11 protein-coding genes are annotated in these 23998 nt (G+C 54.0%); 2 read left to right on the top strand and 9 right to left on the bottom strand.

The features are described 5' to 3' along the window. Positions 1 to 153 precede the first annotated feature (153 nt). The 8 genes from AC0J4F_RS08805 to AC0J4F_RS08770 form a co-directional block, all read right to left on the bottom strand. Positions 154 to 2586, bottom strand: a complete 2433-nt coding sequence (locus AC0J4F_RS08805; protein ID WP_473025995.1) for a methyl-accepting chemotaxis protein — start codon at positions 2584 to 2586, stop codon at positions 154 to 156. Between the two features lie 169 nt (positions 2587 to 2755). Further along, positions 2756 to 3664 (bottom strand): sugar kinase, encoded by a 909-nt coding sequence (locus AC0J4F_RS08800; RefSeq protein ID WP_473025994.1) that lies wholly within the window; start codon positions 3662 to 3664, stop codon positions 2756 to 2758. 162 nt (positions 3665 to 3826) lie between these two features. Continuing rightward, a complete protein-coding gene (locus tag AC0J4F_RS08795; RefSeq protein WP_473025993.1) occupies positions 3827 to 4648 on the bottom strand; it encodes a carbohydrate ABC transporter permease in 822 nt (273 codons plus the stop codon). Beyond that, positions 4645 to 5532: a carbohydrate ABC transporter permease gene (locus AC0J4F_RS08790; protein ID WP_473025992.1), complete on the bottom strand. Its 888-nt coding sequence runs from the start codon at positions 5530 to 5532 to the stop codon at positions 4645 to 4647. The genes AC0J4F_RS08795 and AC0J4F_RS08790 overlap by 4 nt, the downstream gene beginning before the upstream one ends. Before the next feature lie 123 nt (positions 5533 to 5655). Next, positions 5656 to 6939, bottom strand: a complete 1284-nt coding sequence (locus tag AC0J4F_RS08785) for an ABC transporter substrate-binding protein (protein ID WP_473025991.1) — start codon at positions 6937 to 6939, stop codon at positions 5656 to 5658. Positions 6940 to 7022: 83 nt separating this feature from the next. Beyond that, positions 7023 to 8093: an ABC transporter ATP-binding protein gene (locus tag AC0J4F_RS08780; protein ID WP_473025990.1), complete on the bottom strand. Its 1071-nt coding sequence runs from the start codon at positions 8091 to 8093 to the stop codon at positions 7023 to 7025. Further along, positions 8090 to 8881, bottom strand: coding sequence for a DeoR/GlpR family DNA-binding transcription regulator (locus AC0J4F_RS08775; RefSeq protein WP_473025989.1), 792 nt, complete (start codon positions 8879 to 8881; stop codon positions 8090 to 8092). Before AC0J4F_RS08775 ends, AC0J4F_RS08780 begins: the two co-directional genes overlap by 4 nt. 345 nt (positions 8882 to 9226) lie before the next feature. After that, the gene (locus AC0J4F_RS08770) at positions 9227 to 9895 is read right to left on the bottom strand and encodes a GntR family transcriptional regulator (protein WP_473025988.1); all 669 of its coding nucleotides are present in this window, start codon (positions 9893 to 9895) and stop codon (positions 9227 to 9229) included. A 610-nt stretch (positions 9896 to 10505) separates the two neighbouring features. On the opposite strand from AC0J4F_RS08770, the gene AC0J4F_RS08765 reads away from it, so the two are divergent. Both AC0J4F_RS08765 and AC0J4F_RS08760 read left to right on the top strand, forming a co-directional pair. After that, positions 10506 to 12545 (top strand): bifunctional diguanylate cyclase/phosphodiesterase, encoded by a 2040-nt coding sequence (locus AC0J4F_RS08765; RefSeq protein ID WP_473025987.1) that lies wholly within the window; start codon positions 10506 to 10508, stop codon positions 12543 to 12545. Positions 12546 to 12740: 195 nt separating this feature from the next. Continuing rightward, the gene (locus AC0J4F_RS08760) at positions 12741 to 14246 is read left to right on the top strand and encodes a TolC family outer membrane protein (RefSeq protein ID WP_473025986.1); all 1506 of its coding nucleotides are present in this window, start codon (positions 12741 to 12743) and stop codon (positions 14244 to 14246) included. A 71-nt stretch (positions 14247 to 14317) separates the two neighbouring features. Here AC0J4F_RS08760 and AC0J4F_RS08755 read toward each other — a convergent pair whose 3' ends face one another. Then, complete coding sequence (locus AC0J4F_RS08755) at positions 14318 to 23839, bottom strand: cadherin domain-containing protein (RefSeq protein ID WP_473025985.1); 9522 nt, start codon at positions 23837 to 23839, stop codon at positions 14318 to 14320. Between the last annotated feature and the right edge of the window lie 159 nt (positions 23840 to 23998).

Here is a 23998-nt window from a genome sequence, read left to right as displayed (position 1 = left end):
GGCCCGATTGAAGCGCAGTACGCGCTTCCTGAATCACGCAGACCGCGCAAGTTTACTCAGCGCGCATCATCGTCATAACTAACAATCACTAGCCGAAAAAAGGTAGGCGCCACAACGGCGCCTGTTTTAATTTGGTTTTGGTGTGCGATCTAATCAGGCCGCCAAGAGTATGTGATCGTGCGGTAGTGCATCAGCAAATTCTACGCCGCAACCAGACCCGGTGTGCCGAACAACAGTGCCCTGCAGGCGGCTTCCATCCAGGAATTCTAGGACCAGCTTCTCACCAAGTGGAAGTTCAGACATGTCCATGATTTGAGCACCGGTAATGCTGACGTCAATCAGCTGGACCGTTCTCTTTTTGCCCTGTCCGAAAGTTATCGTAACATCTTCCGAAATTGCCTTTCGCGCAGCCTTCCTGCGGTCTTCCACGTCCTTGGTGACGCCTTCGAGAAAATGCTCAACTTCACTAGCCAGGCTATTGCTTGCTTCAGATACGAGATCTGCAGCCGAGTTTACAGCCGTGGCTTCCTCTGAAGTCTGCAAAACTGCCCCGGAAACTGTCGTCATGCTGCCAGCCGCGTTGGCAGTACTATCACTTGCCGATTTAGCCGAACGCGCAATCTCTTGGTTGGCTGCGCGTTGTTCCTCGATTGCGCCGGCAACAGACCCAGTCAGATCTCGGATCTCGGACACTTTTTCGGCAATATTACCGATTGCACCGGCCGCATCGCGGACAGAGTTCTGAATACCTGTAATTCGCCCAGATATCTCGTCAGTTGCCTTGGAGGTTTGTTCCGCCAATTCCTTGACCTCTGAAGCCACCACTGCAAACCCGCGCCCGGCTTCGCCGGCGCGTGCCGCTTCGATGGTCGCATTCAGTGCGAGCAGATTGGTTTGCTCGGCGATATCCCGGATCAAATTCACAACACTGCCAATATGTTCGGCAGCCTCAGACAACGTTTGAACGTTGTCGTTGGTCGCTTCCGCAGCTGCCACTGTTTCTGCTACAATCCGGATTGTCGCTTCGGTCTGATTGGCAATCTCTTGCACTGTTGCCGTCATTTCCTCCGTCGCGGCTGCAACGGCAGCGACATTTTCAGAAGCACTGTTTGAAGCATAGCCAGCTTGATCGGACTCCGATTTAGCATTTGAGGCCAAATCTTCGAGTGTCGTTGCTGCCTGCTGCATTCTCGCCATTTGATCCCCGACCGTGGCGAGACGGTCTGTCATGATGGATTTGAAATCGCGAATGAGGTTTTCCAGAAGGGCTTGACGCTGACGCTCTCGATCCCGCTCGCCGCGCGCATGAGCTTCAAGCTCCAACCTCTGGATAGCATTGTCACGAAACACATCGACCGATTTGATCATCTCTCCAATTTCATCCGCACGGCCGGAATCATCGAGTTCAATCTTTGTATCACCGGTCGCAAGTCTGTTCATCGCGACAACCAGATTGTTTATTGGCTGTGTGATGGACCGTGCTGCAACGAAACCGGCAAGCGCAGCGATTCCGAGCAGAACCACCCCCAACAACAGCATTCTATTGCGCATTGCAATAACCGGCTCATAAGCTTCGGAGTAGGCTTGCATGGCGACGATGGCAAAGGATTGCCCCTGATACTCGAAGCGCATAGCCTCTACGTCGAGTCTTTCACCGCGATGAAGAGTATCATACCCAAACGCCTGACCGTTTGCGAACGCCTCTTCAATGATTGGGCTTTCCAACCGTGTTGCAAGAATATCATTCTGATCCGGGGTATACTCGGTGTCATTGCGCATCAATCGATCTTCGCCGATCAAAGCTAGCTCACCGGTCTCGCCGAGCCCTAGGTTGTGGCGCATCAACTCATTAATCTTGTCGATCGGCATTTGGAAAGCGAGTACTCCAATTGCCTCACCATCTGCCTTCACTGGATAGGCCATAAAGCTGGCTGGCGCATCATAGCTCGGCCCATAAGGCGCGAAGTCCTCAAAGGCAACGACGTGATGCTCCGTGATTTTCATTGCTTTCCGGAACACCTCTCCTAGATCGGACGACGCCCATTCCCCGCCACCAGACTGAAAGTTGGTCGCGTAATCCAGTTCCTTAAAAACCGAATAGATCAGGTTGCCATCAGCGTCGAACAGAAAAACATCGTAGTACCCCTCATCCTGTTGCAGCTCGTGAAACCAAGGATGGTACTTTGCGTGTATTACATCGTACAGGCTGCCTGTTTTGGCATCGTAGAGCTTATCCTTCTCCCCCGTGGGGTGCGGATTTTCCGTAATGTATGCCCGCTGCAGCTCGGATTTCGTATCAATGCCGGAATCGGCCATTTCTTGCCAAGCGGTTGAAAAGTCTTGAACCGCCGAAACAGTTCCAGGGTTTTCAGCAATCAGGTTGAGTTGCCGTTCGATGGTTTGAAGGTAATTCAGCGTCTCATCTGCACCGACCTGCGCCGCTGCTGACAAACGAGCTTCAGTTAGCTCCTGAACGGCTGCACTCGACGTCAAATAACTGGAGACCCCAATGCCAATACCAACCGCTGCAGCGCACCCGACCACTAGAGCTGGAATTTTCTTCGAAAGTTTCAGTCCGGACAGCATCAGACCCCCAAAACACACAAGATGATTCGACAGTTGACGCTAAGGTAGATTCACAAACAAAACTTTAAATACTTAACATGATAAAATTATCGATGAATAGGCATTTATGACAATATTTATCCGCAGGGTTATGACTGTGGATTGCCCGCAATTTTTGAAATATCCCTCGTCAGGCGAGTTCGCGACAATCCACCAATGCACCCCGATGCTGGATAACAGTTCCGGCGAGACGTGCACCTGCGGCAACGCTTGTGTCAACATCACCCGATACGAGATATTCAGCAAGAAACGCGGCGTTGAAACTGTCGCCGGCGGCGGTTGTGTCGACCACATTGCGGACCGGGTCCGGACGGAACGACTTTCGGTCGTTTTCGGTTGCCACAATCACCTCTTGCGGTCCGTTCTTGACGACAATCATCGCTGCCCCGGCCTTGAGATAGCGATCCGCGCTCTCAGATGGGCTCGCGTCGCCAAAGTGGGCTTCCTCATCCTCAAAGGACGGCATCAGGAAATCACACAGGCCCGCAGCCTCAGTAACGCAATCCCGCATGGTCTGCGGATCTTCCCAAAGACGCGGCCGGAGATTGGGATCGAAGGCGGCCCGGGCCCCTTTCTGGCGTGCGGCAGCAAGTGACGATAGGAATGTCTGGCGGCCTTCCGGTGAAAGGATGCCGAGCGTAATACCGCTGAAATAGATCAGCCCTGCCGTATCCATCGCCGTCGACAGAGCAACAGCATCATCTGCAAGGCATCGGGCAGCAGACTGCGACCGCCAGTAGGCAAAGCTGCGTTCGCCATCCTTCAGCTGGATAAGGTAGAGACCGATTGTGCGGTCATTCATCCGCTGGATGTGATCGGTTGCAAGCCCCGCCCCATCAAGAAACGCAATCATTTCTTCGGAGATCTGATCGTTGCCAACTGCGGTGAGATAGGAAACAGTCCAATCCTGGCTTAAGGACTTTCGCACATACCAGGCAGTGTTCAGCGTATCTCCAGCGAAACCCTTTGCAAAAGTCCCCCCTCCGGTCGGCGCCATTTCCACCATGCACTCACCAATTGCCAGAAAATTTGATGGCACGAACCTTCCTCCGGGGCAGTATACAGGCACGAAAAAACCGCAGAATTCTGCGGCTTAAATCCATTAGCACGAAACAGGTCAATTGCGGAAGGGGTGATATTCGCAGACACGGTGCCCTGCTCGCCACTGCGATAACCTGGCTTTGGTTCAACCTCGCGGCTGTTACTTGATGCCGGCGCGCATGAAGCTCTGCACAAACTGGCGCTGAAACAGCAGGAATGCGATCAAAAGAGGACCGGATGTCATGAGCGTCGCTGCGTTGATCACGGACCATTCGATCCCGCTATCGATCGCGGAAAACACGCTAAGACCAACGGTCACCGGGCGTGTTTCGACCGAGTTCGTCACAATCAAGGGCCAAAGAAAGTTGTTCCAGTGGTGGCTGACGGACACCAGGCCATAGGCGAGGTACGTCGGTTTTGCGAGCGGAATATAGACTTTCCATAGGACGCCGAGAACCGACGCCCCTTCAATCCGGGCTGCCTCGTCCAGCTCCTTCGGAATGGTCATGAAGGTCTGGCGCAGCAGGAAGATCCCGAAGCCGGATGCGATGTAAGGCAGCGCAATTGCCGGAATGGTGTCGACAAGGTTCAGCAACCGCATGGTCTGATAGTTTTCCACCATCAGAATGTCCGGCATGACCAGCAATTGAAGCAACACCAAAGCAAACAGGACATTGCGGCCGGGAAACTCAAACCGTGCGAAGGCGAAGGCGGCCAAGGTGCACAAGAAAAATTGTCCTGCTAGGATCATCGACACCAGAATGAAGGTGTTGAGAAAGTAGCGATGAAAGGGCGCAGCGTCCCAAGCCTTTACAAAGTTCTCCGTCGTCAGCGGCGCAAACAAATCGAAGTTGGCTTCATAAGCCGATGGATGGATGGCGGTCCAGACCGCGTAGGCCAGCGGCAGGATCCATAGAAGCGCCAGCGCCCAGGCAGCAAAGGTATTCAAAAAACGGTCAAAGATGTCGGAGGCGCGGGTCATTTGTAATGCACCTTGCGGTCAAAGAAGAAGAACTGGCCAATGGCAAGGAGCGATAACAACACCAACAGGGCGACGGTGAGTGTCGCGCCATAAGCGGTCTCCCAGAAACGGAAGGCAACTTCGTAGATGTAGAAGAGCAGCAGTGCTGAGGCATTGTCGGGACCACCGTCAGTCAGAATGAAGATGTGATCGACGAGCCTGAACGAGTTGATCACCGCATTGACGCAAACGAACAGGGTCGTTGGCATCAACAGAGGGAAGGTGATCCGCCAGAAAATGGTCCAGCGCCCAGCCCCTTCAATTTGCGCCGCTTCTTTCAAGGAAATGGGGATGGCTTGGAGTGCCGCTAGATAAAAGATCATGAAGAACCCGGCTTCTTTCCAGACAGTCACAACGATGATGGCGTTGAGGGCTGTTTCGGGATTGCCGAGGTAGTTGGATGCCGGCCAGCCAAACAGAAATCCGGTGATTTGATCGAACAGGCCAAAGCCGGGCGTATAAAAAAACAGCCAAATGTTTGCCACAGCAATGAGCGGCAGAACGGTCGGTGTAAAATAAGCCATGCGGACGAAGCTGCGACCGGCCAACTTGTCATTGACCCAAAGAGCCATGACAATAGCCAGGGCCACGGAGACCGGGATGGTGCCGATGGCAAACCAGAGATTGTTCCACAGCACCTTCCAGAAGACCGCGTCATTGAGCATGCGTTCGTAATTTTCGAGCCCGATGAATTTCGCAGGACGCCGGCCACGGGGCGTGGAAAAGAAGCTGTTCAAGAGCGTCGTGACAGCCGGAATATGCGTAAATGCGAACAGGAACACGAGTGCGGGCAGCAACAAGAGCCAGCCATAGATCCAGTCACGTCTCAGTCTCAACGTCTGCATGCGCGTCACAATCCGGAGATCTTTTCCCGGCCCGATCTAGGATCCTGACCCTAGAATGAGCGTCAACAAAAATGAAAAGCAGCGCACCGGGCCGTGATCCGATGCGCTGCTCCCCGACCCTCCTTAGCGGTATTCCGCCAGGATCTCGTCAGCTTGTGCCTGCGCTTCTTTCAAAGCCGCCTCAGCGTCTTTCTGGCCAGTGATGACAGCTGCCAGGGCGTCGTTGAAGATGCCGGTGACGCGCTGGTTCTGGTATGTGGACAGCTCGGCCTTGGCGAACTCAAGCTGATCTCGGGCAACCAGAGCCGGAGCGAAGTCAGCCGTGTAGGCTTTCATCTCTTCGGTTTCCCAGGTCTCGGCGCGCGGAGCGACGTATCCGGTAGCGATGGTCCACTTTGCAGACTGTTCCGGCGCAGTGATCCACTGAACGAACTCGACAGCGGCCTTGTTCTGCTCATCGGACGCGCCCTTGAACAGATAGAAGTTGCCGCCACCTGTCGGAGCGCCGCGTGTCACTTTTGCAGGCAGCATTGCAACACCGAAATCAAACGGCGCGTTGTCACGCACATTGGTCAGGTTGCCGGTGGAGGTCCACATCATGGCCGTCTGGCCTTCGAAGAAAGCCTTCGGTGTCGCGCCCCACTCAATGATGCCAGGAGCCATAACTTCGTGCTTGGTGCTCAGGTCAACGAGGTATTGCAGTGCCTCAACAACCTTCGGATCATCGAAGTTGGTTTTGTTGCCTTCCGCATTCACAAGCTCTGCACTATTTGCGATGGCGAGGCCTTGGAACAGCCAGTATGGGAAACCGGAAGACGGGATGCGCACACCCCATTGTGTTGCATTACCGGACGCGTCTTTTTTGGTCAGCTTCTTGCCGAATTCGACCATTTCTTCCCAGGTCTCTGGAGCGACTTCCGGGTCAAGACCAGCTTCCTTGAAAGCTTCCTTGTTCCAGTAAAGCACCGGCGTGGAGCGCTGGAACGGGATGCCGTAGGTCTTGCCACCAGTCTGGCTGTTTTCCATGAACGCAGGATAGAAACCTTCGAGCCATTTCTTGTCTTCCTCGGTGGTGAGGTAGTCGTCGAACGGCACAATGAGGTCTTCGTCGATCAGTGTGTACATGTCGACGGACAGGATCACGCTGAGTTGCGGCGGGTTGCCACCACGCGAAGCAGTGATCGCCTTGGCAACTGTGTCCTGATAGGAACCAGCGTAGACCGCGTCGATGTTCACATCCGGGTTTTGAGCGACGTATTCAGCGGTCAACTCTTGAATGGTGTCAGCTGCTTTGCCGCCGACAGCAACCGGGAAATAGAACTGAAGATCAACAGCCTGAGCGGACGCCCAGGTGCTGAATGTCAAAGCCGTTGCAGCAACGGCCTTCAGGAAAGTGGACTTCAACATTCGTTTTCTTCCTAAGGCTAATGACTTCCTAGGGTTTGAACATCCGCACAGGGCGGGGTTTCCACGCGGGCCCACGTAGACTGTCAGGAGCGCAACTGCGCCCCAATTTCAGAAACAAGATCATCCCGGCGCGCACCGGACTGCGCATCAAAGACGTGCAAGGCATCCGGCTCAAAGCCGAGTTCAATGGACTGACCGGGTGTAACCGGATCTGCGGTCGTCAACCGGACTTGGAACGCCGTATCGGCAACAACGCAGTCGGCGAGAATGTCCGCGCCAAGATATTCGACCGTGCGGATCGTCGCCTCCAGTGGGCCACCCACCTGGCGCCGCATGGCTTCAGGGCGAACACCCAACTTGTGCGATGGCGCATTTTCAAGTTTTCGAAAGGCCGCTGCCGGGAACAAGTTCATCGGCGGCGTGCCGATAAACCGGGCTGCAAAGGGTGTGGCCGGCCGATCATAAAGCGTCCGCGGCCCTGCGGCCTGAACCAATTGCCCTTTGTTTAACAGGACAACCTGGTCCGCCATTGTGATGGCTTCAACCTGATCGTGGGTGACATAGACCATGGTAAAACCGAGTTGCCGTTGCAGCGCACGGATTTCCACCCGCATTTCGTGGCGAAGTTTGGCATCAAGGTTGGACAGCGGCTCGTCCATCAAACAGATCGGCTTCTCGCCGATAATCGCCCGGCCCAGCGCAACCCGCTGCTGCTGACCGCCGGAAAGCTGGCCGGGTTTCCGCTCTAGAAGCTGGGACAAGCCCAGAAGGTCAGCGACCTTCCGCAAGCGCTCATCGCGTTCCGCCCGGCCAACTCGGCGCACCTTCAAACCAAAGATGATGTTCTCTGCGACCGACAAGTGCGGGAACAGCGCGTAGGACTGAAACACCATCGACAAGTCTCGCTTGGACGACGGTGTGTGGGTCACATCGCTTTCACCAATCTTGATGCTCCCCGACGAAACGCTTTCCAGTCCGGCGATCATCCTCAAGGTCGTGGATTTGCCACAACCGGATGGCCCCAACAGAGCTGTAAAAGACCCCGCGGGCATTGTGATGCTGAGATTGTCGACCGCCACCGTCTCCCCCCAGACGCGGGAGATGTTCTCCAGAACGATCGGTTTACCAGCGCTGGACAGGTTCAGGTCTGTCATTGGTCACCCTCCGCCGATCCGGGGAGATGGACAATGGTCTGCGCATCTTTCAAACTCTCCAGAAAGGCCCGAGGCACAGGCTTGTCGGTGAAAATATCTGTTACGTCGCTCAAGTGGCCGCCCCGAACGTGGGCACTCCGGCCAAACTTGCTGTTGTCGAGAACAAGATAGGAAGTCCGGCAATTGGCCAGAATAGCCTGACGGGCCGCGACCTCGTCTTCATGGAAGTCAAGCAACGTGCCGTCTTCATCGACGCCGGCAACACCAAAGATGCCGATATCCACCTTGTAGTTCGCAAAAAACGACTGGGCAGATGACCCAAGAACGTCCCTGTCGCCGTAGCGCAGCCGGCCACCCGCAATCGTGACTTGAAAGGACGGATTGCTTGAGGCACTGAACGCTACGTTCAAATTGTTGGTAAAGACCGCCAGATTCTCGTGACCGGTCAAAGCCTGCATCACGATCTCAGGCGTTGTACCAATGGAAAAAGCTATCGACTGATTGTTTTCAACCCGAGCTGCGACCTGACGAGCGATATCCTGCTTGCCCGGAAGGTTCAGAATCTGCCGGGTGGAGTAGTGGATGTTGGCAGCGCGCGCCGGTGGCTCGACGCCACCGTGGGTCCGGCGCAAAATTCCAAGTTCACAAAGTCCGTTTACATCGCGGCGAATTGTCTGGGTTGTCACTTCAAACCGCTCGGCCAATTCCTCAACTGAGGCAAATCCGGCTTTTTGAACCAGATCAGCAATCTCTGCCTGCCGTTTTGTAATATCAATTTGCCCGAGCATACGACGCACCCAACATTCCTGCCGCCGCTGCCATATCTCGTCCGACCAGGCACAATCAAATCCGGATCGAACCGCTCAGCGGCTGTTCTCAACAATCAATCATTTTCATATGAACCTTATTCGACGCTCATATGAAAATGCTATGACAGTTTCAGCCGTGAGTTTGAAAATTGCTGCAAAACGCCGAGCGAGTGTCTGGCTACCGTCGCCTCTCAAAAACGAAAATCAATTGTGCTCTGGAGGCTTCCTCGCAAGTCAGCGGTGCCCGTTTTGCAGAGACCGGATCCGCGCCGGAAGCCTTTTCAATCAAAAAACACCGAGCTATCGATAAGCTGCTTTTACAGATCACAATTGCGAAACGCCGCTACGTTCGAAAACAGATCGCAGTGCTTGCAGGGCATTCAATCTATGAGCCTGGGCAATTTCGCTTGCTGCATTCTCATTACCACCTGAGAAAGCCTCTATCAAAGAGCGATGATCTGCATCCGCCTCAACAGGAGCGCCGTTCATTCGTGTGAGAACACGCACCGCCCGATGGATCTGATCCAGATTCAAACCGATTTCCCGCTCAAGGCGTGCATTGCTGTATCTGGCAATTATCCTGTGAAAGCGGTCGTCTTGATCAATCCATCCGTTCAGATCGTTCTGTTCCCGCGCAAGCAACGCGGCAGTTGACGCACACTCCAACTCGGCAAGCGCATCGATTTTGTTTTCAAGTCGAGCAAGAATTGAGGCCGCCAGCCCCTCAAGCGCTGCGAGGATTTCCATCACCTCTGTCAGGTCCTGAAGCTGGATGGACAACACCTTCGCCCCCCGCCGCGGGATCAACGAAACCAACCCTTCTGCCTCCAAACGGATCAACGCTTCGCGGACTGGCGTGCGGCTCATTTCAAGACGGGCAGCTATCTCTGGTTCGGGCGCCTGAAATCCGGGCGCAAGTTCACCGCTAAGTATATCTGTTTTAAGTTTTTCATATGCGTTGTTAACGCGGGTCTCTTTGACACGAGCAAGCATTGGCGGGCGAACCTGGTCCTTGTGGCACGGCACGAAACCCGCTTTGTACAGACGCTACCGCTTCTGGCCGTCACTTTGGCATACCAGAAGCAGCAGAATTGCATAAGACGAGTTTGTTGAAGGACGGTTCTGAGGCCAAATTCATTCTGGCCTGTAAATTTTATCATTAAGATTTTATTTAAACACGTTACGTAACGGAATAGATTACATCATTTTCGAACTAAGATATTGTTATAAAAACATAAATTGGAAATACACTCAATATAAAATAATTCGTAAAACTGCCAATATATAGAGACGCATACACGAGACGACAGGTGGGGTGCGATCAGCTTGGAAAGCTAAATTCGGCCTTCGAAGACACGCTGCCTTAAATCAGGATCACCTTGAGGGCCTTTTATGAACACCTTTCGAGAAGCCACCCCTCTTTGACGCCTGATCACCGAATTTAATATCGCCTACAAGCGCCTACAGCGCTCCAAAATTCTTAGTCCAAAAACACATATGCGGAATTATTACAATAGATAAAAAATACAATATTATAGATTTACATAAAAACTGTTTGTTATTACTTTTAACTTAAGCTCTCACGGAGTGCGTGGGGGCCTATATGAACTTGGCGACAGCTTTAATATCGTCAAACTACAATTCTGTTCTTTTATTTTTTTCGCTTGCGCTTTGCATCGCCGGAGCGATTTTCTCTGTTCAACTCATTGGAAGGCTAAACAAGAGCGCCGGAAAAGCGCGGACTATTCGATTGATTTGGGTCTCTTTGGTGCTTGGCACTTCGCTGTGGGCTGCCGGTGTGTTTGCCGCAGCCGCACCTATTCCATCGTCACAGACGGGATTTCAATTTGCGACCCTCATGGCCGCCTTGTTTGTCGCAACTGCCGGCACTTATGTAAGCATCTGGCTCCCCCAGTTAGCTAAAAACCTGATGATGCGGGTCATCAGCGGCGCCGTGTATGGAGCAGGTGTCGCAACAACCTTTTTAATGATTGGTTTTTCCTACAAGGTTGCCGGCATGCAGGCAGGAGCCGGACTTTCAGCCATCTGGCCAATCATCCTTGGGACCGTGTTCGGAGCCGCACTTTTTCCTTTGGCACTTGACGCAGCTGCTAAGACCAAACTGGTCCAGGGTGTCTGCTTTATCTCCATCCCGGCAGTTGTGTGCCTCCTTGCCTCACCAGTCTCGGTTCCACCTGAGGTCCCATACTGGTTTCCGCCGGGAATGAACTTGTTGCCGGTGTCCCAGACCCTGGTTGTTTCTGTTTTGCTACCCGCTCTCTGTGCAGTTTTCGCGGCATCTGGAGATGTTCTGGAACATCATTACAAACACTTGTCCCGCAGAACCTACCAGCATTTGGCCTTGCAGGATCCCCTCACCCACCTTCCAAACCGGCATTTTGTCGAGAACATTGCAGAGCAATTGCTCAAGGAAGCCAGCCAAAACCAAAAATTCTGCGCGGTGGTACTTGTCAGCCTTGACCAGTTCAAAACAGTGAACGAGCTACACGGCTACGCAACCGGCGACGCAGTCTTGAAGCAAATGGCCAGCCTTTTCCGGGAGGAATTCGCAGACCCCATCGTCATTTCAAGGTTTTATGGTGACGAGTTCCTCATCATAAATCCGACGGTAAATACCTTGGACGAAGCAACCAGCTTAGCCCGTCAGGTCCGCGATATGGCCAGACGCCCCATACAAACAGCAACCTACCGGCTCTCAATTCAATGCAGCATTGGTGTCGCCGTATCGCCAAGGGATGGTGAGAACCTGGCACAGCTGGTTCAGCGCGCAAACCTTGCGGCAAAACGGGCAAAATCCATTGGCGGGAATTCCATTCAACCTTATGTCACCGGCATGGAGGAAAACAATCGTTGGGAAGCCGCATTGGCAGCAGACCTTCGTTACGCCACGCTGGACAATCAACTAAACCTTTTGTTCCAAAAACAGAACCAAACCAAAACCGGTGAACTTGTAGGCTACGAAGCACTCGTACGATGGCGCCACGCGGAGAAGGGGCAAATTCCTCCAGAGGACTTTATTCCGATTGCCGAACGCTCAGGCATCATTCTGGATATTGGTGCATGGGTGCTTCGGGAGGCCTGTCGCGCCGCTGCTGACTGGCAAGACCCGGTCGCAGTTTCCGTCAACGCATCCCCCTCGCAGTTTACCCGCAGTGATTTCAGTGGCCTGGTCTCAACAGTGCTCATGGAAACAGGATTGGAACCGCATCGCCTTGAAATCGAACTGACCGAGAGCACCCCTATCGAAGACCATAGCCGAGTCCTTCAAACCATTATTGCGTTACGCGAAATGGGAGTACGGGTGGCGATGGACGATTATGGAACTGGTTATTCCTCTCTCAACACCTTGCAGGCATTTCCGTTCGACAAGTTGAAAGTCGATCGTGTTTTCACTCAATCTCTTGAGGACAGCCCGCAAGCCAGGGCGATCTTGCGCTCCGCTGTTTTGCTGGGACACAGCTTTGGTATACCCGTTATCGCCGAAGGCGTCGAAACGGAAAAGCAATTGAACTTTTTGAAAGAAATGGGTTGCCAGCAAGTGCAAGGCTTCCTCTTCGGAAAGCACCTGTTGCCAGGCCAAATCAAGTCGGCAAGAGAACCCGAAAAAAGACGCGCCGGATGAAGAATTTAATTCCACAGAACTTGAAAATATTTGAAAATTAACAAAAACAATTCAAAAATTAATATTCTGGACAATTATTACAATATGAAATCTACTATTTTATTGACAGGCATTAACGATAAACAATTGATTACAATTACCTTTGATTAACTATAAAACTTTACCTTAGTAGCAGATAACGAAAACGGTGCTGCTATGACAAACTCGAACGCATCTTCGACAACCGGAAAAGGTAGAGGCAACGATCGGCAAACGCTCTCGCGATTGCTGATGGCGAGCGCTGCTTTGGTCGGCGTTTTGATGTCAGGCGCTCCCTCATTCGCCCAGTCCCTCGAAGAAGCGATGGGCGCGGCATATGCCTTGAACCCCGGCCTGAAAGCAGAACGGTCCAGATATCAAGCGACCAACCAAGGTGTCTGGACTGCGCGTTCAGAGTTCCTGCCGACAGTGACCGGCAGTTACATCGGCGAACACAATTCGTTCCGGAACACTCGGGACACATTGTCAAGTGACCGGGAGTACTTCCACGAGCTTGGCGTCTCCATGTCGCAGACGCTCTTCCAGGGTTTTGCCGGTGTAAATCGTCTCAATCAGGCCCATGAAGAAGCCCAATCCGGCCGCAACCAGCTCATCGGAGCCGAACAGACGCTGTTGTTCAACACTGCGGATGCTTATTTGCGCGTGGTTCGGGATCGCGGCGTACTGGCTTATTTGAAGTCTTACACAAATGTTGTGCAGCGTGAGGTGAATGCTGCACGAGCACGCTACAAATCTGGCGATGCCACGCGTACCGACATCGAACAGGCTCTTGCCCGCCTTGCGGAGGCTCAAGGGAACAAGGACCAGGCTGTTGGCGATTTGGAAGCATCCGAAGCGCTCTATGAACGCCTCACCGGGCAAAAACCTGGAAAAATCGGCTGGCCGGGCATCCCCAAGACCATCGAACCTGCAGGTCTTGATGATGCCATCACAGTTGCTTTTCAGAACAACCCGTCCATTCGCGCCGCGATGAATGACGCGCGGGCGGCACGATTTGCTGCGCGCGCCTCAGTTGGCGACATGCTGCCCCGGGTTTCCTTGGAAGGCGAATGGTCGAATGGATACCGGCGCGATTTCAGCGACCGCGATCGGGAAGACTACCGGCTTGGCATTCGGGTGACGGCTCCGTTCTTCACCGGTGGTCGGAACATTGCATCTGTGAAGCGTGCCAAATACACCGCAGCGCAAGAAGAGTATGAGCTGGATGATACGCAACAGATTATCCGCGAGAACGTCATTCGTGCCATGAAGCAACGCGCGGCGGCGCGCCTTCGGGCCAAAGCTGGTGTCCGCGCAATCGAAGCCAACAAGCGCGCAGTCAAAGGTCTTCAAGTCGAGTTTGAAAGTGGCCAGCGCACATTGCTCAACGTGCTGGACGGCGAACGTGAGTTGCTGTTGAGCCAGGTCGACTACGTCCGGGCCCAGTATGACGCGAAAATCGCGGACTTTTTCCTGCTGGCCAATATCGGCCGGCTGGCACCGCAGCACTTTGCCATTATCGAAGAGCGGCCGGCGCCGCCGTCCCGGATTATCCCTGAATTCAATACGTGGGATTTGCGTCTCGGGCCGACGGAGAATGATCCGTTCCAGTCTGGCGTCATTGAGATTGCAGAGACCGAACCGGTGATCATTCAAGCAGAAGCGCTTCCTCCGATCCAATAGACGGTCCAGCTGCCGACATTAAAAAAGCGGGCTGCAAGGCCCGCTTTTTTGTGCTTTAGAAGCTGTCCGGATCAGGAGTATTGGATACCCTCGATCTCGGCAAAGTCGACGCGGCCGCCGTCTGCAAGATCGATGTGGCCACCGGAGTCTTGAGACAGTGACACTTCACCGTTGAGTGGATCGACATTCTCAATGCTGCCATCGGTCACGGTCACCGACCAGTCGGTGCCGTATTCACCGATTTGGGTGCCATTCGTGCCGTCACCGAGATCAATGATATCAATCCAGTTTTCACCGGCACCGCCGTAGATGGAGTCGTTGCCGTCGCCCAGCATGTAGGCAAAGACGTCGGAGCCGTCACCACCATTCATGCTGTCGTCGCCTGGACCGCCGTCGAGCGTATCATCACCCGGGCCGCCAAAGAGGGCGTCGCTGCCTCCCTCACCGCTCAAGGTGTCGTCACCACCCTTGCCGAACAAGGCGTCATTGGCACCTTCACCAACCAGCTCATCATCATCTTCCGTGCCGACCTGGAATGTCGGGAGCTCGATGACATTGCTGTCTTCATCGTCGCTCTCGTCATCATCATCGCCATCATTGCTGAAGCGGCTAGCCGAGGAGGCTGCAAGCTCATTGTCGTCGTCGCGCTCATCGTCATCATCGTCGCGATCATCGTCATCATCATCATCACCGGCGACTGGCGGCATATCATCTTCTGTATCGTCAACATCCACGACATCAAAGGTAATGGTTTCAGTGTCTGAAAGACCCTCGCCATCGGTTGCCGTTACATCAAGTGTGATGCTTTGCTCTTCTTCGTAATCGAGTTCGACCCCATCTTTCAGTTTCAACATGTATCCGTTGCCATCCGGCACGACCTCAAAGCGGTCATCAGATACTGTGAACGTATGGGTGTCCCCAACGTCCGGGTCGACAACAGAGAGTGCCACCACTCCCGCGCCAGCAGAATTTTCGGTCACATTGACCGGATTGCCAACAATGAGATCCGGGGCAGCGTTGCTACCGGCAACTACGTCAATCGGGAAAGTTCCGGAAGCCTCTGATCCATCGCTGGACGTTGCCGTGATGACAACATCGATGGTTTCACCCGGTGTCAGGGTTGCGCCATCAGCCACGGTCACAACACCTGTGAACTCATCTATGTCGAACCGGCTGTCGTCGATCGTGTAGGTCACCGTGTCTGCGGCATCGGCATCCTCTGCAATCGCGGTCAATCCAACCAAAGCACCAGCGGCAACTGATGCGGCCACAAGGTTTTTAGCTGTATCGGCATCACGAACCGGCCCCACGTCGAACTTGGAGACTGCCGGACCTTCATCGTACCCGTTGACCGTGATCTTCAGGTCTGCAGTGTCCGTGTTACCACCACTGTCGGTGACGGTGTACGTGAACACTTCAACATCAGATTCCCCTTGGCCAAGCGACTGCGCGGCGGGGCTGTCGGGATCAAGGATGTAGGTGTACGTACCATCAGAGTTGATCAGCAGCGATCCGTAGTCACCTGGTATGGTCGAGCCCGGCGCATAATCCTGGCCGTCGAAGGAGACGTTCGTGACCGTCAGAGCACCTTCCGCATCCGTGTCATTGGTTAGGACATTGCCTTCCACTTTTGCTGTCTGACCGGACGAGTCGGCCGTCTCCGTTGCGCCCCAACCACTGTCGTTCATGACATAGGCATCCGGGATGGAGACAGTTCCGGTCTCCGGATCGATCTGATAAACGCGGCCGCCATTGGTGAAGGCATAGAGCTGCCCGCCATCGTCACCGACCAACCCAAAGGCGTTGGACACCGGCAAGGTCGCAACAACATCGATGGTCGCCCCGGTATCCGGATTGATTTCCACGATTTTGCCGTTGGATGTTGACAGGTACAAACTGCCATTGGCAAAGGCCAAATCACCGGCAGAACCATAGTCCATCTGCCCGATCGTGGTCAGGCTGCCGTCACTGACATCCACGGTATACAACTTGCCGGAGCTGTCCGCCGCATAAAGGGTGCCGTCCGGACCGAACTCCAGTGCATTCATCGACGTTCCGAACCGCGACGAGGAAATCTTTGTTGCCTCGCCAGTATCCGGATCAATGGAGTAAAGCTTACTGAAGCTGATGCCATAAAGATTTCCGGCACTGTCCAGCGCAATGTCGGTCATCGCACCAACACCCGTCGACCCGATTACGACGTCGGAACCATCCGAACTGATCAGGTGAATTTCACCGTCATCATCGCTGTAATAGAAAGATGTCTTCGTCAGCCCGACTGTCGCCGCATCGTCATTTGCCACTGGCGGCTCGTCAAACTCCGTGACATCAATCCGGAATGTCTCAGTAACACTGGACCCATCTGTAGAGGTTGCCGTCACGTCCAGGTCGACAAACGGTGTTTGCTCCGCATCAAAGCTGGCATTGTCCGCAACGGTCACCACACCGGTGTCCGGGTCAATCTCAAAACGCGGATCAGTGATTGCGTAGGTCACGCTGTCCCCGGCATCCGGCTCATTTGCGAACGCCGTCAAACCAACAACAGTGCCTGCCGTTGCGCCCTCGGCGATCACATTATCCGATGTGTCGCTATCAATGAGATCTGTGAGCGGTGTGTTGGTCTCATCGATGTCAATGACATCAATCACAACCACTTCCGTATCAGACAAACCGCCCTGATCAGTCGCAGTTACTTCCAGGGTAACCTGCGTTTCAGTCTCATAATCGAGTGCCTGATTGTCCTTCAGCTTGAGCATGTACTTGTCGCCAGAGACAACAACTTCAAACCGGTCATCAGACACCGTGAACGTGTGGGTGTCGCCTATGTCAGGATCAATGACCGACAAGGGAGCGATTTCCGCGCCGAAGAACTCTTCAACAACAGCTGTGCGATTGTCTGAGACGATGGAAACGCTGTCGATCAGTGCTCCGCCGTTGTTGTCAGACCCGATTTCAACAAAGGTCAGCGTGTTGGAGCCGTCACCGGATCCACCGACAATGTTGAAGTTGTAGGTCTGCCAGCCGGTTCCCGTGGTCGCCGGATCAATCGTGTCGATCAGCTCACCATTCCAGTAAACCTCGGCAACACTCTGACCGACACCGCCCCGAGACTTCATGTCAAACTGAAGCTCGTAAACCTGACCTTCCATTTGGCCTTCGATCTGCTGGGATGCCCAACCGTTCGTGACCGAAGCCAAATCCAGATGGTGATTGCCGTCAGTGGCACCGAAGTTGTTGTGGCCCGCCTGATGGACATCAACGTTGTCGTAGGACCAGCCTTCAATCGAATTCGGATCCTGGTACCAGCCAGATCCATCCGAGCCGCCCAACTGTCCGTCAAAGTTCTCAAAGCTGCCGTTGATGATGAACTGCTGCGAACCGCTTTCCAGCTCAACGATGAGATCCGGCGGCTCGTTGCCGTCCGTGATGTCGATCGAGAACGTCTGGCTGGAGGAAGATCCATCCGTTGAGGTCGCCTTTACAGTCACATCGACAGTTGGCTCGGTCTCGGCATCGAACTGAGCACCATCTTTGACAGTGATAACACCCGAGGTCTCATCAATCTCAAAGCGGTCACCGCCGCCAGTCAGCTCATAGGTGACCGTATCGGTCGCATCTTCGTCCTCGGCAAAAGCCGTGATGCCAGTGTTCTCGCCACCATCTGAAGACTCGGAGATCGTGTTGTCGCTTGTGTCGACATCCGAAACCGGGCCGATGTCGAACTCATCTTCATCACCCACTTCAACCGTGAAGGTCTTCGTTGCGGACGTCCCGTCTGTGGACGTCGCCTTGACCGTGACGTCAATCGTCGGCGTGGTCTCGCGATCGATATCCGCACCCGGAGCGACCGAGATCACACCAGAAGTCGGGTCGATCACGAAAGGAGAGTTCTGATCTACGATCTCATAAGTGACATCGTCAGACGTATCCGGATCGGTCGCAAACGCTGTCACACCAACAACGGTGCCAGCATCGGAATTTTCCGCAACCAGGTTCGCTGTAGCGTCGCTGTCGGTCAGCGGGCCGATTGGTTCTGCACCCTCGTCAATGTCGATGACGTCGATCACCACTGTTTCCGTATCGGACAGACCACCGGTGTCGGTTGCTGTGATCTGGACGGTCACCTGTTGCTCGGTCTCATAATCGAGCGCCTGGTCGTCTTTCAGCTTCAGCAGATACTTGCCGTCGGCGGCAACCACCTCGAACCGGTCGTCGGACACTGTGAAAGTATGCGTGTCGCCCACATCAGGATCGATGACGGAGAGCGGAACAACCTTGGCACCTTCCAATTCTTCATAGACGCCTATCCGGTTTGTGCCGGTCAGTTCGACGTTATCGATGAACGCGCCATAAGTGTTGTTGTCTTCACTGGTTTCACGGAATTCAAGGACGTCATTGCCGCCTGTTCCGACAACCTGGACCTCAAGCGTTTCCCAGTTGCCGAAAGCTGGATCGACAGTGGAAACCAGTTCACCGTTCCAATAAACCTCGACGGTGTTGGAGGCATCATCCCTGCGCGCCTGGACATCGAATGAAAGGTCATAAACCTGACCCACCGACGTCTCGACGGTTTGGGAAATCGAATTGACGTTCTTTTCAGAATCCAACTCGAGATGCTGGTCACCCTCGGTGGCTTTGATACCGCCGAAGTTGTCCCAGACCTCCATTTTGCCGTTACTCGTCCAGGCACCTGAACTGTCTTCCGAAAATTGATTCCACTTTCCGGTGGCAACGTCGAAGGACTCGAACGAACCGTTTTTGATGAGGTTGGTGCCGATGTCGCCATACTCAACAACGAGATCCGGCGGCTCGTTACCGTCTGTGACATCAATCGAGAAAGTGTTACTGGACGAAGATCCATCCGTGGACGTTGCCTTGACGGTTACGTCGACAGTCGGTTCTGTTTCCGCATCAAACTGCGCACCGTCTTTCACAGTGATGACGCCGGTCGTCTCGTCGATCTCGAAGCGATCGTTGCCACCTGTCAACTCATAGGTGACAGTGTCGGTCGCATCCTCGTCCTCGGCAAAAGCAGTAATGCCGGTGACCTCGCCGCCATCAGCGGTCTCAGATATGGTGTTATCGCTTGTATCGACATCTGAAACAGGACCGATGTCAAACTCGTCTTCGTCACCGACTTCAACCGTGAAGGTCTTCGTCGTCGAAGTCCCGTCCGTCGACGTTGCTTTGACCGTGACGTCGATCGACGGAGTCGTCTCGCGATCAATGTCCGCACCCTGTGCGACAGAGATCACGCCAGACGTCGGATCGATCACAAACGGAGAGTCTTGATCAACGATCTCGTAGGTCACGTCATCGGCCGTGTCCGGATCGGTCGCAAACGCCGTCACGCCAACAACAGTGCCAGCATCGGAGTTTTCCGCAACCAGGTTGTCGCTCGTATCGCTGTCGGACAGCGGACCGATCGGCTCTGAGTTTTCATCGACATCGATCACGTCGACAATGACGGTTTCAGTGTCGGAAAGACCACCGCTATCGGTCGCTGTCACTTGGACCGTGACCTGCTGCTCGGTCTCATAGTCGAGCGCTTGGTCATCTTTCAGCTTCAGCAGATACTTGCCATCTGCAGCCACAACCTCGAACCGGTCATCGGACACGGTGAAGGTGTGCGTATCGCCCACATCCGGGTCGATGACAGAAAGCGGCGCGACTTCAGCGCCCTTGAACTCTTCCAGGATCGCGATGCGGCCATCCGCCTTGATCGACACGGTGTCGATGTAGGTTCCGTGGCTGTTGTCAGAGCCCTTCTCAACAAACGTCAGCGTGTTGGAGCCGTCACCAGATCCACCAACAATGTCATAGCTGTAGCTTTGCCAGCCGCCGCCGCCATCGGTTGGATCAAGGGTGTCGATGAGCTCACCGTTCCAATATACCTCGGCAACGCCTTCGCCAGACCGATTGCCACGCGAGTTCATATTGAACGACAGTGTGTAGACATGGCCGTCCAACTGACCTTCGATTGTTTGAGAGATCGTGCCGTTGTCGTCAGCTGTCAGGTCCAGGCGGTGCGCGCCATCTGTTGTGCCCTCGCCGTGACGCGCCGATTGATGGATGTCGACGTCATTGTAGGTCCAGCCTTCAATGGTGTCCGGTGTATCGTACCAGCCGGTGCCATCTGTGCCGCTCAAGGTTCCAGAGAAATTCTCGAAACCACCATTGATCACCAACTCGTTGGACGCATTCTCCAACTCAACGATCAGATCCGGCGGCTCGTTGCCGTCCGTCACGTCGATCGAGAAGGTTTTGCTGGATGAAGATCCGTCCGTGGAGGTCGCCTTGACAGTAACGTCAACGGTCGGCTCGGTCTCCGCATCAAACTGCGCACCGTCTTTTACCGTGATGGCACCCGAGGTCTCATCGATCTCGAAGCGATCGTTGCCACCTGTCAATTCGTAGGTGACGGTGTCGGTCGCATCCTCGTCCTCGGCAAAGGCCGTGATACCGGTGTCTTCGCCGCCATCAGAAGTCTCCGAAACGGTGTTGTCACTCGTATCAACATCGGAAACCGGACCGATGTCGAACTCATCCTCATCGCCAACTTCAACCGTGAAGGTCTTCGTTGTCGACGTCCCGTCCGTAGACGTTGCTTTGACCGTGACATCAATAGACGGGGTCGTCTCGCGATCAATGTCCGCGCCCGGTGCGACCGAGATCACACCAGAAGTCGGATCAATCACAAACGGAGAGTCTTGATCAACGATCTCATACGACACGGTGTCAATGGCATCAGGATCAGTCGCGAATGCCGTGACCCCCACCACTGTTCCGGCATCGGAATTCTCAGCTACGAGGTTGTCGCTCGTATCGCTGTCGGAGAGCGGCCCAATCGGCTCTTTGCTCTCATTGACATCGATAACGTCAATGATGATGGTTTCCGTGTCGGACAGTCCACCAGAGTCGGTGGCCGTTACCGTGACACTCACCTGTGTCTCGGTTTCGTAATCAAGCGCCTGATCATCTTTCAGTTTCAGGACATACTTGTCCCCTGCGACAACAACCTCGAACCGGTCATCGGACACGGTAAAGGTGTGTGTATCGCCCTCATCCGGGTCAATGACCGACAACGGAGCCGCTTCAGCACCTTCCACTTCCTCAACGATCGTTGTCCGGTAGTCAAAGTCAGTGTTTTGTGTATCGAAGACAAAATCATCGAAATCCTGATCGCCATTGTTGACCAGATCTTCGAAGCCGATCGTGACACCACTTTCAACTGTGTGATCCAATCCGTCCGGATTAAGGCTTGCGTCTCCGGAGAAGTAGGCATCAGCGCCTTGACCAGTCAGAGGTGTCCCATCCTGCGCAACAGCTTGCCAGTTTCCATCGCCGTCTTTTTGGAAAGTAACCATGTCGCCGGCGGCAATACCCGGGTTCTGGTCAGCGCCATCCGGGATAAGGAAATAACCGATATTGGCAGCATCAACGTTCGGGAACGCGACATTTACGGTATCGCCCGGCGTAAGCTCATTGCCGTTAGTCCAAACGATTTGACCAGCAACCGGATCACCGTTTGCATCCATCACGAACACACCCAGCGAACTGCTGTAGTTTGCACCTTCTGATACAAAAGTAAGAGTTGCACTCACGCCATCGACATCGCCGGTCTCAAAGGTAAGATCAGGCGCTTCGTTGACATCCAGAATATTGACAGTGAACGTTCCCGTTGAAGATGATCCATCCGACGAAGTCGCGGTGATTTCAACGTCAACGGCTTTGGTCTGCTCGTAGTCGAAGCTAACGCCTGGCTTTACGGTTAGAACACCGGTATCCGGATCGATATCGAACCGCGGATCATCGGTCGAATAGGTCACCGTGTCGGTTGCATCCGGATCCTCGGCGAAAGCCGTAATACCGACTTCTTCACCGCCAGTTCCGTTTTCAGCCACAGCGTTCAAGTCATTGTTTGACTTATCGATATCGACGACTGGGCCAATGTCGCCCTCGTTGTCATCGCCCACCTCAACACGGAAGGTTTCCTGAGACGTCGATCCATCAGTGGATGTCGCTTTGACGGTCACATCAATGAATGGAGTTGTCTCGCGGTCAATATCTGCGTTCGGGCCAACAGTGATAACACCACTGTTCGGATCAATCACAAACGGCGAGTCGCCGACAATTTCATACGTAACAATGTCGGTTGTATCCGGGTCTTCCGCAAAGGCAGTGAGACCAACGACAGTGCCTGGATCGGAACTTTCGAGAACAAGGTTTTGCTCAGAATTGGTATCGGTTACGGGACCAATCGAGAACTCGGTGTTATCGTCGCCTACGGTGATCCGGAACGTTTCCTGTGAAGTGGATCCATCCGTGGACGTGGCCTGAACCGTTACATCAAAGAACGGTGTGGTTTCGCGATCAATCTCGGCGCCGGGTGCGACACTGATAACGCCAGTAACCGGATCAATGACAAACGGCGTATCGCCTACGATTTCGTAAGTCACCGTATCGGTTGCATCCGGATCTTCGGCAAATGCCGTAACACCGACAAGCGTCCCCGGATCAGAGTTTTCAAGGATAAAGTTGTCGGTCGTGTCAGTGTCGACAACAGGTCCGATTTGAAATTCGGTGTTGTCATCGCCAACCTCGATGACAAAGGTCTCCACGACAAACGACCCATCACTCGAGGTTGCTTGTACTGTTACGCTGATGGTCGGCGTTTCTTCACGGTCGATAACTGCACCGGGACCAACCGATATCACGCCGGTTTCCGGGTCAATGACGAATGGCGTGTCACCCAAAATCGAATAGGTCACGTCGTCTCCATCCGGATCTTCCGCAAAGGCTACCACGCCGACAGTTGTTCCAAGGTCTGCGTTTTCTTCTACAAAATTTGTGTCGAGATTGGCATCAGTTAAGGGACCGATCGGTTCACCATCATCATCGTCATCATCGTCATCGCTTACATCATCGTCATCGTCGTCATCGCTTACATCATCGTCATCGTCGTCATCGCTTACATCGTCGTCATCGCTTACATCATCGCCGTCGTCATCGGCCAAGACAGTGGTACCACCGTCGCCATCGCCGCCGCCTCCACCGCCGCCAATGCCGTCACCGATGCCATCGTCACTTGTCGGAATGCCTTGGCCGCCGAGATTGAATTGAGAAAGCCCGGCATCAAGGCCGCGTGCTTCGGGAACATCCCCGCCTCCGAGACCACCAGCATCGCCCAAACCACCGTCAGATGTTTCCGCGACATCCTGAAGATCATCCGGAAGCGGCACGTTATCATTGCGGTCCAGACCCAAGCCGTTGCTAGGACCATCGTTGCCTGCTCCGCCATTCAAGCCGCCGTCACCGCCAAGACCGTCACCATCGTGAAGAGAGGAACCGCTTCCTTCGTATTCCAATGGCACCGCCTGGAAGAGGTTGGCAACCGTTGCCTCACCTGTGTCCTCTGGATTGATGGACAAGGAGTAGTCGTTGCCATCCGCTGGCTTGTACGGATCACCGGCCTGAGCTTCCGCGCGGGCAGCATTTGGCGAGTTCGCACCTGAATTGGTTCGTGCAGCCGCTTCTGCGCCCGCGCCTTCAGTCGGTTTGCCAGATGTTTTCGGTGTGTCGTTATCAGCCATGCTCGCACAAGCTCCATTAGATCATGAAGCCATTCGCGCAGGCTTGTCTTAACAAAAACCAACCAGAACCTGTGAAATACCACTATATCTTGATGTAAATTAGCGGGTTCCATAGTTCTTGGTAAACGCTTTTGAAACACTTGCGCGCCTTAATAGAGA

The organism is Roseibium sp. R5 (assembly GCF_055755305.1).
This window is presented reverse-complemented; position numbering and strand designations above follow the sequence as displayed.

Excerpts from the sequence above, each read along its gene's own strand:
- AC0J4F_RS08790 (WP_473025992.1), bottom strand. The coding sequence starts at position 5,532 with ATGCAGACGTTGAGACTGAGACGTGACTGGATCTATGGCTGGCTCTTG.
- AC0J4F_RS08770 (WP_473025988.1), bottom strand. The coding sequence starts at position 9,895 with ATGCTTGCTCGTGTCAAAGAGACCCGCGTTAACAACGCATATGAAAAA.
- AC0J4F_RS08780 (WP_473025990.1), bottom strand. The coding sequence starts at position 8,093 with ATGACAGACCTGAACCTGTCCAGCGCTGGTAAACCGATCGTTCTGGAG.
- AC0J4F_RS08795 (WP_473025993.1), bottom strand. The coding sequence starts at position 4,648 with ATGACCCGCGCCTCCGACATCTTTGACCGTTTTTTGAATACCTTTGCT.
- AC0J4F_RS08760 (WP_473025986.1), top strand. The coding sequence starts at position 12,741 with ATGACAAACTCGAACGCATCTTCGACAACCGGAAAAGGTAGAGGCAAC.
- AC0J4F_RS08785 (WP_473025991.1), bottom strand. The coding sequence starts at position 6,939 with ATGTTGAAGTCCACTTTCCTGAAGGCCGTTGCTGCAACGGCTTTGACA.
- AC0J4F_RS08765 (WP_473025987.1), top strand. The coding sequence starts at position 10,506 with ATGAACTTGGCGACAGCTTTAATATCGTCAAACTACAATTCTGTTCTT.
- AC0J4F_RS08775 (WP_473025989.1), bottom strand. The coding sequence starts at position 8,881 with ATGCTCGGGCAAATTGATATTACAAAACGGCAGGCAGAGATTGCTGAT.
- AC0J4F_RS08755 (WP_473025985.1), bottom strand. The coding sequence starts at position 23,839 with ATGGCTGATAACGACACACCGAAAACATCTGGCAAACCGACTGAAGGC.
- AC0J4F_RS08805 (WP_473025995.1), bottom strand. The coding sequence starts at position 2,586 with ATGCTGTCCGGACTGAAACTTTCGAAGAAAATTCCAGCTCTAGTGGTC.